Raw genomic sequence first — 15190 nt, forward strand, 5'->3', positions numbered from 1 at the left:
AACGTGACGCAGCGCACATCACCTTCACCGAAATCGTTGCACCGCGGGAACGCATTCGGTGACGGAGAGGGGCGCAGTACGGCGCGCGGGGGGCGCGCGCGAGCAGGACGGGGGCGGACGGGTGCGAGGCGGGGCAGGGGCGGGGCGGGAAGGGGCGGGACCGGCCGGTCAGGGCGCCAGGCGCTCCACCCGCCACGTCTCGCCCTCGACGCCCCCGCGGACATAGCGGAGACGGTCGTGGAGGCGGTTCTCGTGGCCCTGCCAGAACTCGACCGCGTCCGGGACGACCCGGATGCCGCCCCACTCCGGCGGGACCGGGACCTGGGCGTCCTCGGGATAGCGGGCGGCCAGCTCCGCGTAACGGGCGAGGAGCTCCGCGCGGGAGGCGATCACCGAGGACTGGCGGCTGGCCCAGGCGCCGAGCTGGGAGCCGTGCGGGCGGGTACGGAAGTAGGCGACGGTCTCGTCGCGGCCGACGCGCTCGGCGCGGCCGCTGACGATGACCTGGCGGGCCAGCGGATGCCAGGGGAAGAGCAGCGAGGCGTACGGGTTGTCCGCCAGGTCCGTGCCCTTGCGCGAGTCGTAGTTGGTGAAGAAGACGAAGCCGGCCCGGTCGTAGTGCTTCAGGAGCACCGTGCGGGAGGACGGGCGGCCGTCGGCCCCGGCCGTGGAGACGATCATCGCGTTCGGCTCGTGGATCGCCGGATTCTCGGCGGTCTCCTTGAACCAGCGGGTGAACTGCGCGATCGGTTCGGGCGCGAGGTCGGCCGCCGAGAGCTCCGTGGTGCGGTACTGCTCGCGCATGTCGGCGGGATCCAGGGCGTCGTTCACAGGATCGGTCACGGGGCCATCCTGCCGCAGCGCCTCAGTTTGCCCGGCACCGCGTGCCGCCAATCCTGACTCGCCGGATCGGCGCGGTGTGCCGGATGTCACGCTTCCCCGCATCATCGGAACCGTACAGACTCTGGGGCTGGACGACTGTTGAATCCCCACCATCGACCAGCACTCGTTGATCGATCATCGATAGAGGAGCCGCCTGATGTCCGACTTCGTACCCGGGCTCGAGGGAGTCGTCGCGTTCGAGACGGAGATCGCCGAACCCGACAAGGAAGGCGGCGCCCTCCGGTACCGCGGCGTCGACATCGAGGACCTGGTCGGTCACGTCTCGTTCGGCAACGTCTGGGGGCTGCTGGTCGACGGCGCCTTCAACCCCGGCCTGCCGGCCGCCGAACCCTTCCCGATCCCGGTGCACTCCGGCGACATCCGCGTCGACGTCCAGTCCGCGCTCGCGATGCTCGCACCCGTCTGGGGCCTCAAACCGCTCCTCGACATCTCCGCCGAGCAGGCCCGCGACGACCTCGCGCGCGCCGCCGTCATGGCGCTCTCCTACGTCGCCCAGTCCGCGCGCGGCCAGGGCCTCCCCATGGTCCCGCAGAGCGAGATCGACAAGGCCGAGTCCGTCGTCGAGCGCTTCATGATCCGCTGGCGCGGCGAGCCCGACCCGAAGCACGTCAAGGCCGTCGACGCCTACTGGACCTCGGCCGCCGAGCACGGCATGAACGCGTCCACGTTCACCGCGCGCGTCATCGCCTCCACCGGCGCCGACGTGGCCGCCTCCCTCTCCGGCGCCGTCGGCGCCATGTCGGGCCCCCTGCACGGCGGCGCGCCCTCCCGCGTCCTCGGCATGATCGAGGAGATCGAGCGGACCGGCGACGCCACCGCGTACGTGAAGCAGGCCCTCGACAAGGGCGAGCGCCTCATGGGCTTCGGCCACCGCGTCTACCGTGCCGAGGACCCCCGCGCCCGCGTGCTGCGGCGGACGGCCAAGGAGCTGGACGCCCCGCGTTACGAGGTGGCCGCCGCGCTGGAGAAGGCCGCGCTGGAGGAGCTGCACAACCGGCGCCCCGACCGCGTCCTGGCGACCAACGTCGAGTTCTGGGCGGCCATCGTCCTGGACTTCGCCGAGGTCCCGGCGCACATGTTCACCTCGATGTTCACCTGCGCCCGTACCGCCGGCTGGTCGGCGCACATCCTGGAGCAGAAGCGCACCGGTCGCCTGGTCCGGCCGTCCGCCCGCTACACGGGCCCCGGCCAGCGGAACCCGCGCGAGATCGAGGGCTTCGCCGACATCGCGGGCTGATCCCGCCCGCCGCGACCCGCCACGACCCGCCACGGCGACGGCCCGACCCGCACAGTCAGGGCCGTCGCCGCGCGCGCGGAAGCCGCACCGGCGCACGCGCGCGCGGCGTCGTGGCGGCTACGCCGACAGGGCCGGCTGCGCCTCCGGGTGCAGCAGCAGGTCCGCGTGGTGGCGGGCCGCCACCAGCGGGTGCGCCCGCATCTTGCCCTTCAGCTCATTGCGGCCGTACTCGGCGAACAGCGGGTTCGCCGGGTCGGCCGTGACGCCGGGCGCCGTCTCCGCGTACGGGAAGACCAGCGGACTGATCCGGGCGTCGAGCCGCGGGTTGTAGAAGAACGGCACGGAGTACCGCTCCGTCGCCCCGGGCGGCGACACGACCCGGTGGTTGGTGGCGAGCAGATAGCCGTCGGTCGCCACTTCGAGCAGCTCGCCGAGGTTCACCACGAACGCGCCCGGCAGCGGCGGCACGTCGTGGAAGTCCCCGTCCTCACGCTGCACCTGGAGCCCGCCCACCTGGTCCTGGAGCAGCAGCGTCAGGAAGCCGTAGTCCTTGTGCGCGCCGACACCCTGGTCGTCGCCCTCGCCGCTGCTCCCCGGGTAGCGCACCAGCTTGAGGTGCGGATGGGCACGCGGGCCGAAGATGTCGTCGTAGAAGTCCGCGGGCGCGCCGATCGAGGTGAGCAGCTCGCGCAGCAGGCGCTCGGCGACCCCGCTGAGCCGCTCGATCCAGTGCAGGGCCGCGGTCCGCAGCTCGGGGAGCCCGGCCGGCCACTGGTTGGGGCCTTCGAGCCACCAGTACGGGGCTTCCCAGGGCGCGGGCGTCCGCGCGGCGCGCTCGGCGCCGATGTCGAGCTGGTCGCGCCAGTCGCGGGCGCCGGCGGTGCGCTCGTCGCCGATGCGGGTGTAGCCGCGGAAGTGCGGCGAGTTGATGTTGTCGAGGGCGAGCCGGTCGGCCTCGGGCAGGGCGAAGAAGGCGTGCATCGCGGACGTCAGGGCCCGGGTCTCGGCCTCGGTCACCCCGTGCCCGACGAGCTGGAAGAAGCCGACGTCGTGGGCGGCCGAGTGGAGCTGCGCGTGGAGCAGACGACGGGCCTGGGGGTCACGGTCTGCGGCGGAGAGGTCGACGATGGGGAGCTGCGAGGGGTACGAGCTGCGAGTCATGTGTGCGTCCGCGGGGTCTACGGGTGCCCGGGGCGGCCGCCAGGGGTGGGGCGGGGGCCACGGGTGCCGGTCGGCTTGGGCTCTGAACGAGGGACCCGAGGGGGCGGTGGTGGTGCCCGGGAGGGTCAGGCGGAGCGGCGACAGCTCATGCTCGTGACGCGGACGAAGTCCACGTGGCGACGGCGTACGAGCGTAGGCATGCGACCAGAGTACTGCGGGAGCGAGGGATCGACTGTGGTCCGGGTCACGTCCCGGCGCCCGGGACCCAGGGGTGTTCAAAAGGGCGGCGGTACGCGAAGATCGCCGCCACGCGTGTCACGCGCACGTCAAGTTTCTCGTCGCAGCATCCCTACGCAGGAGGATGTCCATGACCCGCCGCCCGTCCCGCGGCCTGCTCGCCGCAGCCGTCGCCACCGCCGCCACGGCGGCCACCGTCGCGCTGCTGCCCGCCGCCGGCGCCTCCGCCCTCCCCCGGGCCGCCTCCCCGCTCCCCCAGGCCCGCGTCTTCATGGTGAACCCGGTCCAGGCCACCGGCGACCAGTCCCTCACCGACCACAAGGACGCGGCGAGCGACGTCCCCGCCACCGCGTACACCACCGTCTCGCTGCGCAACCTCGACACGAGCGGCGGCCTGTCCGGCCGCTGGGCCGCGGTCCGGTCCGAGACGGGCAAGCCCGCCACCGTCGCGGGCGCCGCCGCGTACAACCGCTCCGACGACCAGTTCGAGCAGGTCATGGCGTACTTCTGGGTCAACGAGGCACAGGAGTACCTGCAGGGACTCGGCTTCGGCACCGAGCTGCCCGGGGCCAACGACCGGGTGCAGCCGGTCCGGCTCAACCAGTGGGGCGCCGACAACTCCTTCTTCACCGACAAGAAGGACGAGATCCGCTTCGGCAAGGGCGGGGTGGACGACGCCGAGGACGCCGAGGTGATCCTGCACGAGTACGGCCACGCCGTGCACGACGCACAGGTCCCCGGCTTCGGCACGAGCCCCGAGGCCGGCGCGATCGGCGAGGCCTTCGGCGACTACCTGGCCGTGCAGGTCGGCACCCACGCCGTCCAGAAGTACGGCTGGCCCATGAAGGCGGACACGGCCTGCGTCGCCGACTGGGACTCCACCGGCTACAGCGCGGCCCCGCACTGCCTCCGCCGGATCGACGGCACCAAGACGTACGCCGACCTTGAGGGCGAGGTCCACGCCGACGGCGAGATCTGGTCCCGCGCGCTCCTCGACATCCGCACCTCGCTCGGCGCGCGGACGGCCGACCGGATCATCGTGAACGCCCAGTTCGGCTTCGCGCCCGGCACCGGCTTCGGCGACGCCGCCCGGAAGACCGTCGAGACGGCGCAGAAGATGTACGGCACGTCGGCGGCGAACGCCGTACGCGACGCCTTCCGGGCCCGGGAGATCCCGGGGGTCTAGGACCGAGGCCCGCTGCTCAGGCCAGCGCCCCGTCGAGCAGCCGCGCCCACTGGGCGACCACTCGGTCCCGGCGGGCGCGGTCGTCCGTCAGGAGCGTCGCGAGGCCCAGGCCGCGGGCCATGTCCAGAAGGCCCTGGACGGTCTCGCGGACTCCGGGGCGGGACTCGTCGGCACCGAGGACCTCGACGGCGATCCGGTGGGACTCGCGGCCGACCCGGGCCTCCAGTTCGGTCACGCGCGCCCGGAGCTGGTCCTCGCCGGAGGCGGCGACCCACAGGTGGAGGGCGGCCCGGAAGAGAGGACCGGTGAAGAGGTCGACGAGCGCGGCGACGGCCTCGTGACGGTCGCGGGACGGGAGGTTCCGCAGCGCCTGGGAGCGCTCCTCGGCGACGTACTCGACGGCGGCCGTGAACAGGTCCTCGCGGGTGGGGAAGTGGTGCTGGGCGGCACCCCGGGAGACACCGGCCCGTTCCGCGACGGCGGCGACGGTGGAACCCGCCCAGCCGTGTTCGGCCAGGCAGGACACGGCCGCCTCCAGGAGCCGCTGCCGGGTGGCGCGGCTCCTGTCCTGCTTGGGTGCGGTCACAGCCGCCATGCGGGGTCCCGTCGTTCGAGGAAGGCCGTCATCCCCTCGCGCGCCTCGGGGGAGGCGAAGAGCGTGGCCGACCTCTGCACCAGGTCCTCCGCGTCTCGTTCGAAGGTCTCCAGGACTCTAGCGGTGACCAGCCTCTTCGCCTCCCGCAGGCCCTGCGGGGAGGCCGCCCGGAAGGAGTCGAGGATGCCCGGGAGGGCGTCGTCCCCGGCGGTCACGAGACCCATGGCGACCGCCTCCGGCACCCCGAACCGCTCGCCCGTCAGATAGTGGCGGGCCGCCGCCCGGGGTTCCAGCTTCGGCAGCAGGGTGAGGGACACGACGGCGGGCGCGACCCCGATCCGCACCTCGGTGAGGGCGAAGTCCGACGCCTCCGCCGCCACGACGATGTCGCAGGCGCCGAGCAGCCCGAGGCCACCGGCCCGCACCCGTCCGGCGACGTGGCCGACGACCGGCTTCGGCAGTTCGACGATCTGCCGGAGCAGGTCGACGAAGGCGTACGGGCTGGGCGGGCTCTTCAGGTCGGCGCCCGCGCTGAACGTGCCGCCGGTGTGGGTGAGCACCACCGCCCGGACGGCCGGATCCTTGCCGCAGGCGGTGAGCGCGTCGGCGAGCTCGGCGACGAGCGGCCCGGAGAGGGCGTTGCGGGTGGCGGGGGAGTCCAGGGTGAGGGTGGTGATGCCCTGGTCCTCGGCCGATGTCACGAGTGTGGTGGTCATGCGCGGTCCCTCAGTTCCCTTCGGAGGATCTTCCCGGAGGCCGCCCGGGGCACGGTGTCGACGAACTCGACGCTGCGGACCTTCTTGTACGGGGCGACACGGGCGGCGACGTGCGCCATCACGTCCTCGGCAGTGAGGCCCGGCGCGGCGGCCTGGCGTACGACGAAGGCCTTGGGGATCTCCGTGCCCTCCGCGTCGGTGACACCGATGACGGCGGCGTCCGCGACGCCCTCGTGGGTGAGGAGGAGCGCCTCCAGTTCGGCGGGGGCGACCTGGAAACCCTTGTACTTGATGAGTTCCTTGACGCGGTCGACGACGAACAGCCAGCCGTCGGCGTCGACCCGCCCGATGTCGCCGGTGTGCACCCAGCCGTCGGCGTCGATCATGGCGGCGGTGGCGTCGGGCCGGCCCAGATACCCCTTCATGACCTGCGGCCCCCGGATGGCGACCTCGCCCTCCTCGCCCGGCGCCGCGTCCTTCGCCGGGTCGTCGAGGGACAGGATCCGCATCTCGGTGGAGGGCAGCAGCCTGCCGACGGTGCCGGGCGGCGGGTTCTCGGCCGCGAGGGGGACGACATGGGTGCCCGGGGAGAGCTCCGTCATGCCGTACGCCTGGAGGACCGGCGGCAGTCCGAGCCGGGCCGAACAGGCCTCGGCGAGCGCCGCGTCGAGCGGGGCGGCGGCGCTGACGACGTACTCCAGGGAGGACAGGTCGTAGTCGGCGACGGCCGGATGCTTGGCGAGCGCGAGGACGATCGGCGGAGCCACGTACAGGCCGTTGATGCGGTGCTTCTGGATGGCGCCGAGGAAGGTGTCGAGTTCGAAGCGGGGCAGGACGACGACGGTGGCGCCCTGGCGGAGGGGCGCGTTCATGAGGGCGGTCAGCCCGTAGATGTGGAAGAACGGCAGCACCGCCAGGATGCGGTCGCCCGGCCCCATCGGGATCACCGGGTCCAGCTGGGCGAGGTTGGTGGCGATGGACGTGTGGGTGAGCATCACGCCCTTGGGCACGCCCGTGGTGCCGGAGGAGTACGGGAGCGCGGCGATGTCCTCGTCGGGGTCGGCGTCGATCTCGGGCACGGGACCCGTCGACCCGAGGAAGGACTGCAGCGACCGCACCCCCTCCCCCTCGGGGCCTTCGGGCGCCTGGTCGCAGACGAATATCTCCTCGATCCCGCCCGCGAGCTCGGCCGCGGCCCGGGCGGCGGGGAGCAACGGCGAGACGGTGACGATCCAGCGCGCGGAGGAGTCGCGGAGCTGCTTCGCGAACTCCTCGGGTGTCGACAGCGGGTGCACGGTGGTGACGGAGGCCCCGGCCCGGGTGGCGGCGTAGAAGGCGACGGGGAAGAGCACGGTGTTGGGGCTGTGCAGCGCGAGCACGTCCCCCTTGCGCACACCGGCCTCGGCGAGTCCGGCCGCCACCCTCCGGTGGAAGGCGTCGACCTGCCCGTACGTGAGGGTGAACTCCCCGGTCCCGTCGACGAGGGCGGGAGCGTCGCCCCGCTCGGCGGCGCGGCCGAGCACCGCGTCGTGGATCGGCAGGGAAACGGTGGAGACGGCCTCGTACTCGCTGTGGAACACCATGCAAGCCCCCTGGAGCGGTGGAAGGTGGTCGCCAGGATCGCGTGTGTCGGTACGCCTTGGGGAGACCCTGTCAGCACTCCGGGGAAACAATCAAGCATGCATGCATGATTCTCGGATCCGCCCCCACCGCGACCGGAGCGGGCCTCCGGGGCGCGAGTCCGCGATCCGCGAGGGCGGAGTTAATTGCGTCGACAGCGGCTCGCGGCACCCGGCAGAGTGCTCGCTCGTGACGAGCAGCGAGATGTGGACACGCGCGAACGCCGACCGCTACGACGCCGGGGAGACCGAGATGTCCTCGGACGCCGTCCTCGGACCGACTCTCGCCTTCCTCGCCGAGCTCGCCGGAGACGGCCGGGCACTGGAGTTCGCCATCGGGACGGGACGCGTGGGCGTCCCGCTCCGGGAACGCGGTGTACCGGTCGCGGGCATCGAACTGTCCGAGCACATGGCGGCGGTGCTGCGGCGCAAGGTCGACGAGGACACCCTCCCGGTGACCATCGGGGACATGGCGACCACCGTCGTCCCCGGCGAGTTCACCCTGGTCTATCTCGTCTACAACACCATCTCGAACCTGCTCACCCAGGACGAGCAGGTCGAGTGCTTCCGCAACGCCGCACGCCATCTGAGCCCCGGCGGCCGGTTCGTCATCGAGCTGAGCGTGCCCCCGCTGCGGTTCCTGCCGCCCGGCCAGGTCGCGGTGCCGTTCGACATCTCCGAACAGCACCTCGGCTTCGACACCTTCGACCTGGTCGAACAGATCCTCGTCTCGCACCACTTCAGCCGGGACGGCGACGACGGCCACTACCGCCGCGACAACTCCCGGCACCGGTACGCCTGGCCGGCCGAACTCGACCTGATGGCACGGATCGCCGGGCTCGAACCGGAACGGCGGGTCGGGGACTGGGACGGGACGCCGTTCACCGAGAACTCCGGCAAGCACGTCTCCGTATGGCGCAAGCCGGCCTGAGCACGACCGGTCGGGGAACGCCCCACCGTGCACCGGCCCTGCCGGCACGACACCCTCGCGGTGAGCCGGCCCCCGCCCCCGTAGCGCGTCAGCCCTCGCAGCCCACGCCGTCGCCGTCGCGGTCGAGGTGCCGCGCGTAGCCCGGCTCGCCCGCGTGGATGGGCGCGGCTCCGGCCGCGCGGACGGCCGCGCAGTTCTCGTACGAGACGCTGCCTCCGCCCGAGGAGTCGTCACCGGCGTCCTGCGTGGGCGTCGGCTCCCGCGTGGGCACCGGCGCCTGGGTGCGCACCGGCTTCGGCGTGGTCGGCGCGGGCTTCGGCGCGGCGGTCGTGGGCTTCGGAGTGGGCTTGTGGAGCAGCTCGCTCGGCGACTTCGGGCACGGGACGCCCGGTTCCGTCAGGTACACCACCGGCACCGCCGACGAGACCGGCGCACCGGCGTCCGGGCGCTGGAAGCAGACCGTCCAGGTGCCGTACTCGGCAGGGAGGTCGACGTCCTTGTAGGCGCCGTACGCCCGGCCCCGGTGGTCGGTGAGGAGCCGCTCGGCGTCCGCGTACGTCCCGCCGACCAGCCCGGGCATCTCCTGGGTCTCCTCCGTCTTCGACGGAGCCGGAGTCGGGGTCGGAGTGGGGCTCGGAGTCGGGGAGGCCGTCGCCGTCGGCTTCGCCGCGCCCTTCGCGTCGTCCTTCTCCTCCTCCGGCGGGTCGCTGAAGAAGACCAGCAGGAACCACAGACCGCCGAGGACGGTCGCGACGATCTTCTTGTTCCGGCTCCAGCGGCTCGTCCAGGTCAGGGCTACGCCCGCCGGCGGGAAGAAGACCAGAAGGCAGATGATCAGGGCGGGATGCTGCCACCAGCGCCGCACGGGCACAGGGGCGGGCTGGAAAGGCGGCGGAGGCGGGTACACGGGCGGCTCTCCCTGCGACTGTGAGCATGTGACGAAGTGGCGAAGATCGTACACACGATGTTCACAACCGGTACCCCTTCGTACGGAATGCGATATTCGATCGGGACCTCCGCCACCCGCCATGCGGGGGCCGAACTCGCCTTCCCCGCGCGGCGATCGGGCGGTTAGCCTGCGCCCATGGTCTTCAAACGTCTGCGGGGCAAGGGCAACGGAAGCAGCGGGATACCGCTGGAGATCGACACCGTCCTACCGGACGAGGCCGTCCGGGCGGGCGGGATCCTGCGCGGGGAGATCGTGCTGCGCGCCTTCGACCGGGACGTGGCCGTACGCACCGTCAACGTGAAGCTCGTCGCCAACGCGTCGGCCGCCCTCGGCAAGAACGACACCGTCGACACGGATTCGGGCGACACGTTCGCGCACTTCCAGGCGACCAGCCTGTTCACCGTCCCCAGGGGCGAGGAACGGCGCGTACCCCTCCGGTACCGGCTGCGGTGGGAGAGCCCCGTCTCCGAGGTGCGCGGAAAGCGGCTCGACGGCGTGCGCCTCGCCCTGTACACCGAGGTCGAGGCAGGAGGGATCGCGGACCGCACGGACAGCGACCCCCTGCGCATCGCCGCGACGCCCCTGCACGAGGCCGTCCTCGACGCGTTCGCCGCCGCCGGGTACTCCTGCCGGAGCGCACAGATCGACGACGACCACATCCCGCGCACCGAACGCCACATCCTCTTCATGCGCCAGGGCTTCCGCCTCGTCGCCACCCTGGCCGCCGCGGCCGGACCGGACCGCCCGCAGAACATGGAGCTGTACCTCCACTCCAACGCGGTCGGCGCCGAGATCTACCTCCGCAGGTCCGGCCTGACACAGAGGGACTGGTGGAAGAAGCCGCCGGCCGTGCGCCACGTGGCCGCCCACCACGAGGTCGGCCACGTGGACTTCGAGGCGCGGGTCCGGCAGTGGATCGACGAGGTCGCCGCCCTGCCCGAGACGGCCGTCGACGACCGCGAGCGGGTTCAGTACGACTTGGGCAGCCCCAGGGTGTGGGTCGACACGTAGTTCAGGATCATCTCCCGGCTGACCGGGGCGATCCGGGCCACCCGCGCCGCCGTGATCAGACGCGCCAGCCCGAACTCACGGGTCAGGCCGTTCCCGCCCAGCGTGTGAACGGCCTGGTCCACGGCCCGCACACAGGCCTCCGCCGCCGCGTACTTGGCCATGTTGGCCGCCTCGCCCGCGCCGACGTCGTCACCCGCGTCGTAGAGGTGCGCGGCCTTCGCCATCATCAGCCGCGCCAGTTCGAGCTCGATGTGCGCCTGCGCCAGCGGGTGCGCGATGGCCTGATGGGCACCGATCGGCGCCCTCCAGACCTGGCGCTCCTTCGCGTACTTCACCGCCTGCGCGAGGGCGTACCGCCCCATGCCGATCGCGAACGCGGCCGTCATGATGCGCTCCGGGTTGAGCCCCGCGAAGAGCTGCAGCAGACCCGCGTCCTCGTCGCCCACGAGCGCGTCGACCGGCAGGTGCACCTCGTCGAGGGTCAGCTCGAACTGCTTCTCGTTCGCGTCGAGTTCCATCTCGATGTGCCGCCGCTGGAAGCCGGGGGCGTCACGCGGGACGACGAAGAGACAGGGCTTGAGACTCCCGGTGCGGGCGTCCGAGGTCCGGCCGACGATCAGGGTCGCGTCGGCGATGTCGACACCCGACACGAACACCTTCCGGCCGTTGAGGACCCACCCCTCCTCCGTACGGGTCGCGGTCGTCGTGATGCGGTGCGAGTTCGAGCCCGCGTCCGGCTCGGTGATCCCGAACGCCATCGTCCGCGAACCGTCCGCGAGCCCCGGCAGCCAGGCCCGCTTCTGCTCCTCCGTACCGAACCGGGCGATGACCGTGCCGCAGATCGCGGGCGAGACCACCATCATCAGGAGCGGCGCACCGGCCGCGCCCGCCTCCTCCAGGACGACCGACAGCTCGGCCATGCCGCCGCCCCCGCCGCCGTACTCCTCGGGCAGGTTCACCCCCAGATAGCCGAGCTTGCCCGCCTCCGCCCACAGGCTCGCCCGGTCGAAACCGGGGCCGTGCCGGTGGCCGAGCGCGGAGACGGCGGCACGGAGCGCGGAGAGCTCTTCGCTTTCGATCATGGTGCTCATACGGTCTGGTCCTCCTGTGCTTCGGTCTGTACGGATGCCTGTGCTTCGGTCTGTACGACGGCGAGCAGAGCACCGACCTCGACCTGACGGCCGGGGGCGGCGTGGAGCGCGGTGAGCGTGCCGGAGGCGGGAGCGACGACGCGGTGCTCCATCTTCATGGCCTCCAGCCACAGGAGCGGCTGCCCCGCCTCGACCGGGTCGCCGACGGCGAGACCGTCCGCGACCCGCACGACGGTGCCGGGCATGGGGGCGAGCAGCGAGCCGGGGGCGGTCTGCTCCCGGGGATCGGTGAAGCGGGGGCGGGGGGTGAGCCGGTGCCGGCCGGCGTGGACGACGCCGTCCCCGTACTCCGCGATGTCGAAGTGCCTTACGACCCCGGCGACTTCCAGGCCCACCCGGTCCGGGGCCGCCGACACGACCCCGACGCCCTCCGGGGCCGTGACCTCGTAGCCGCCCGACCTCGTCGGCCGGTAACGGACCTCGTGATCGCCGTACGTCCGCGTCTCGTCCTGGGAACGGAGGTTGCGCCAGGCACCCCCGAACCGGCCCCGTCCGGCGGCCGCCCCGGCGAGTGCCGCCGCGACCGCCGCGTACTCCTCCCCGGGCACGGCGGCCGTCAGGGCGGGCAGGTTCCGGTCGTAGAAGCCGGTGTCGAGCGCCTCCGGCGATCCGTACTCCGGGTGCCGGAGCGAGGCCACGAGCAGCTCCCGGTTGGTGACCGGGCCGTGGATCCGGGCCCTTTCCAGCGCGTGGGCGAGCCCACGGACCGCCTCCGCGCGGGTCGGGGCGTGGACGATCACCTTCGCGAGCATCGGGTCGTAGTGGACGCCGATCGTGTCCCCGGAGACGTACCCCGTATCCACCCGGAGGCCGACCCGCCCAGGGAGGTCGAAGCCGTGCAGGACTCCCGTCTGCGGCGCCCACTCCCGCGCCGGGTCCTCCGCGTACAGCCGCGCCTCGATCGCGTGGCCCCGCGGGGCCGGGGGCTCCGGCGGCAGTTCGCGGCCCTCGGCGACGGCGAGCTGGAGGGCGACGAGATCGACCCCGTACACCTCCTCCGTGACCGGGTGCTCCACCTGGAGGCGGGTGTTCATCTCCAGGAAGTGCGCCCGGCCGTCCGCCACCAGGAACTCGACCGTGCCCGCGCCGACGTACCCGACGGCCTTCGCCGCCCGCACGGCCGTGTCCAGGAGGGAGGCCTCCAGCGCGGCGGGCAGACCGGGCGCCGGAGCCTCCTCCACGACCTTCTGGTGGCGGCGCTGGAGGGAGCAGTCGCGGGTGCCGAGCGCCCACACCGTGCCGTGGGTGTCGCAGAGGAGCTGCACCTCGACATGGCGGCCGTTCTCCACGTACGGCTCGACGAAGACCTCGCCGTCACCGAACGCGCTCGCCGCCTCCGCCGACGCCGCCTCCAACTCCCCCTTGAGAGCGGGGAGTTCACGCACGATCCGCATGCCACGGCCGCCGCCGCCCGCCGCCGCCTTCACGAGGACCGGCAGGTCCGCCTCCGTGACGTCGGAGGTCACGAGCGGGGCGATCCCCAGGAGCTCCTTCGCCCGGGTCTTCGAGGCCATCGCCTCGATCGCCGCCGGCTGCGGGCCGATCCAGACCAGGCCCGCGTCCAGGACGGCGCGGGCGAAGTCGGCGTTCTCGGAGAGGAAGCCGTAGCCGGGGTGGACGGCGTCCGCGCCCGCCGCGAGCGCCGCCTTCACCACCAGGTCGCCGCGCAGATACGTCTCCGAGGGCGCCGCCCCCGGCAGCCGTACCGCCGTGTCGGCCTCCCGTACGTGCAGCGCGTCGGCGTCCGCGTCGGAGTACACGGCGACGGTGGAGACGCCCAGCTCACGGCAGGTGCGGAAGACCCGGCAGGCGATCTCGCCCCGGTTCGCGACAAGGACAGTGGAAATCACGAGGGGCCTCACATTCGGAAGACGCCGAAGCCGCCACGGGCGCCCTCGACCGGAGCCGTGTGGATCGCGGAGAGGCACAGCCCGAGGACCGTGCGGGTGTCGCGGGGGTCGATGACCCCGTCGTCGTAGAGCCGGCCGGAGAGGAACATCGGCAGGGACTCCGACTCGATCTGCGCCTCGACCAGCGCCCGCAGACCGGCGTCGGCCTCCTCGTCGTACGGCTGCCCCTTCGCGACGGCGCTCGCCCGCGCCACGATCGACAGGACGCCGGCGAGCTGCTGCGGCCCCATGACGGCGGACTTGGCGCTCGGCCAGGCGAAGAGGAACCGGGGGTCGTAGGCCCGGCCGCACATGCCGTAGTGCCCGGCCCCGTAGCTCGCCCCCATGAGGACGGAGAGATGCGGGACCTTCGAATTCGACACCGCGTTGATCATCATCGCGCCGTGCTTGATGATGCCGCCCTGCTCGTACTCCTTGCCCACCATGTAACCGGTGGTGTTGTGGAGGAAGACGAGCGGGATGTCACGCTGGTTGGCGAGCTGGATGAACTGCGCGGCCTTCTGCGACTCCGGACCGAAGAGGACACCCTGGGCATTGGCCAGGACACCGACCGGGTAACCGTGCAGGCTCGCCCAGCCCGTGACCAGACTCGGCCCGTACAGCGGCTTGAACTCGTCGAAGTCGGACCCGTCGACGATCCGGGCGATCACCTCGCGCGGATCGAAGGGCGTCTTGAGATCCCCGGGCACGATCCCGATCAGCTCGTCCTCGTCGTACTTCGGCGGCTCGGCGAGGCCGACGGGGTCCGGATGCGCCTTGCGATGATTGAGGCGGGCGACGATCCGGCGGGCCTGGCGCAACGCGTCGGCCTCGTCGACGGCGTAGTGATCGGCGAGCCCCGACGTCCGGGCGTGCATCTCCGCGCCGCCCAGGGACTCGTCGTCGCTCTCCTCCCCCGTCGCCATCTTCACCAGCGGCGGACCCCCGAGGAACACCTTCGAGCGCTCCTTGATCATCACGGCGTGGTCGGACATGCCGGGGACGTACGCGCCACCGGCCGTCGAGTTGCCGAAGACCACCGCGACCGTGGGAATCCCCGCCGCCGAGAGCCGGGTGAGATCACGGAAGAGCGCCCCGCCCGGGATGAAGATCTCCTTCTGCGAGGGGAGATCGGCACCACCGGACTCGACCAGGGAGATGACGGGAAGCCGGTTGGCGAACGCGATCTCGTTCGCGCGCAGGGCCTTCTTCAGCGTCCACGGGTTGGAGGCGCCGCCGCGCACGGTCGGGTCGTTGGCCGTGATCAGACACTCGACACCCTCGACGACCCCGATACCGGTGATCAGAGAGGCACCCACCGCGTAGTCGCTCCCCCAGGCGGCCAGCGGCGACAGCTCCAGGAAGGGCGTGTCCGGGTCGACGAGCAGCTCGACGCGCTCACGGGCGAGCAGCTTGCCCCGCTTGCGATGCCGGGCGATGTACTTCTCGCCGCCGCCCGCGAGGGCCTTGGCGTGCTCGGTGTCGAGAGCGGCCAGCTTGTCGAGCATGGCCGCACGGGCGGCGGCGTAGTCGGACCCGCCGGTGTCGAGAGCGGAGGCGAGAACGGTCACAGCAGTTCCTCCCGGACGGCGGCCGGGGCGGCCT

General features: G+C 72.4%; 13 protein-coding genes. 4 read left to right on the forward strand and 9 right to left on the reverse strand.

Features of this window, described 5'->3' with window-relative positions:
* Positions 1-168: 168 nt before the first annotated feature.
* Entirely contained in the window at positions 169-804 is a 636-nt protein-coding gene (pdxH, locus tag ACH4MY_RS25420; protein ID WP_398006091.1) for a pyridoxamine 5'-phosphate oxidase, read from the reverse strand.
* A gap of 235 nt (positions 805-1039) precedes the next feature.
* Here pdxH and ACH4MY_RS25425 point away from each other — a divergent pair, with 235 nt between their 5' ends.
* Positions 1040-2140 carry a citrate synthase 2 gene (locus tag ACH4MY_RS25425; protein ID WP_398006009.1) on the forward strand — a complete coding sequence of 367 codons (1101 nt, stop codon included), beginning with the start codon at positions 1040-1042 and terminating at the stop codon, positions 2138-2140.
* A gap of 117 nt (positions 2141-2257) precedes the next feature.
* On the opposite strand, the gene ACH4MY_RS25430 is transcribed toward ACH4MY_RS25425, so the two are convergent.
* Positions 2258-3301 (reverse strand): isopenicillin N synthase family dioxygenase, encoded by a 1044-nt coding sequence (locus ACH4MY_RS25430; RefSeq protein WP_398006010.1) that lies wholly within the window; start codon positions 3299-3301, stop codon positions 2258-2260.
* A 367-nt stretch (positions 3302-3668) separates the two neighbouring features.
* On the opposite strand from ACH4MY_RS25430, the gene ACH4MY_RS25435 reads away from it, so the two are divergent.
* Positions 3669-4724: a M4 family metallopeptidase gene (locus tag ACH4MY_RS25435; protein WP_398006011.1), complete on the forward strand. Its 1056-nt coding sequence runs from the start codon at positions 3669-3671 to the stop codon at positions 4722-4724.
* Between the two features lie 16 nt (positions 4725-4740).
* Here ACH4MY_RS25435 and ACH4MY_RS25440 read toward each other — a convergent pair whose 3' ends face one another.
* Genes ACH4MY_RS25440 through ACH4MY_RS25450 form a run of 3 tightly spaced genes read right to left on the reverse strand, consistent with a single transcriptional unit; the run spans position 4741 to position 7618 of the window.
* Positions 4741-5319 carry a TetR/AcrR family transcriptional regulator gene (locus tag ACH4MY_RS25440; RefSeq protein ID WP_398006012.1) on the reverse strand — a complete coding sequence of 193 codons (579 nt, stop codon included), beginning with the start codon at positions 5317-5319 and terminating at the stop codon, positions 4741-4743.
* Positions 5307-6035, reverse strand: coding sequence for an enoyl-CoA hydratase family protein (locus ACH4MY_RS25445; protein ID WP_398006013.1), 729 nt, complete (start codon positions 6033-6035; stop codon positions 5307-5309). Before ACH4MY_RS25445 ends, ACH4MY_RS25440 begins: the two co-directional genes overlap by 13 nt.
* The gene (locus tag ACH4MY_RS25450) at positions 6032-7618 is read right to left on the reverse strand and encodes an AMP-binding protein (RefSeq protein WP_398006014.1); all 1587 of its coding nucleotides are present in this window, start codon (positions 7616-7618) and stop codon (positions 6032-6034) included. The genes ACH4MY_RS25445 and ACH4MY_RS25450 overlap by 4 nt, the downstream gene beginning before the upstream one ends.
* Positions 7619-7844: 226 nt before the next feature.
* Between ACH4MY_RS25450 and ACH4MY_RS25455 the strand changes: the two genes are divergently transcribed.
* A complete protein-coding gene (locus tag ACH4MY_RS25455) occupies positions 7845-8585 on the forward strand; it encodes a class I SAM-dependent DNA methyltransferase (RefSeq protein ID WP_398006015.1) in 741 nt (246 codons plus the stop codon).
* Between the two features lie 88 nt (positions 8586-8673).
* On the opposite strand, the gene ACH4MY_RS25460 is transcribed toward ACH4MY_RS25455, so the two are convergent.
* The gene (locus ACH4MY_RS25460) at positions 8674-9456 is read right to left on the reverse strand and encodes an excalibur calcium-binding domain-containing protein (RefSeq protein WP_398006016.1); all 783 of its coding nucleotides are present in this window, start codon (positions 9454-9456) and stop codon (positions 8674-8676) included.
* 213 nt (positions 9457-9669) lie between these two features.
* On the opposite strand from ACH4MY_RS25460, the gene ACH4MY_RS25465 reads away from it, so the two are divergent.
* A complete protein-coding gene (locus ACH4MY_RS25465) occupies positions 9670-10545 on the forward strand; it encodes a sporulation protein (protein WP_398006017.1) in 876 nt (291 codons plus the stop codon).
* On the opposite strand, the gene ACH4MY_RS25470 is transcribed toward ACH4MY_RS25465, so the two are convergent.
* The 3 genes from ACH4MY_RS25470 to ACH4MY_RS25480 are packed head-to-tail and all read right to left on the reverse strand — an operon-like array spanning position 10503 to position 15156.
* Complete coding sequence (locus ACH4MY_RS25470) at positions 10503-11636, reverse strand: acyl-CoA dehydrogenase family protein (protein ID WP_398006018.1); 1134 nt, start codon at positions 11634-11636, stop codon at positions 10503-10505. The two genes, ACH4MY_RS25465 and ACH4MY_RS25470, sit on opposite strands and share 43 nt — an antisense overlap.
* Positions 11633-13546: a biotin carboxylase N-terminal domain-containing protein gene (locus tag ACH4MY_RS25475; RefSeq protein ID WP_398006019.1), complete on the reverse strand. Its 1914-nt coding sequence runs from the start codon at positions 13544-13546 to the stop codon at positions 11633-11635. Before ACH4MY_RS25475 ends, ACH4MY_RS25470 begins: the two co-directional genes overlap by 4 nt.
* Before the next feature lie 8 nt (positions 13547-13554).
* Positions 13555-15156, reverse strand: a complete 1602-nt coding sequence (locus ACH4MY_RS25480) for an acyl-CoA carboxylase subunit beta (RefSeq protein ID WP_398006020.1) — start codon at positions 15154-15156, stop codon at positions 13555-13557.
* Positions 15157-15190: the final 34 nt, after the last annotated feature.

This window comes from Streptomyces sp. NPDC017246, from assembly GCF_044331325.1.
Lineage (GTDB): Bacteria > Actinomycetota > Actinomycetes > Streptomycetales > Streptomycetaceae > Streptomyces.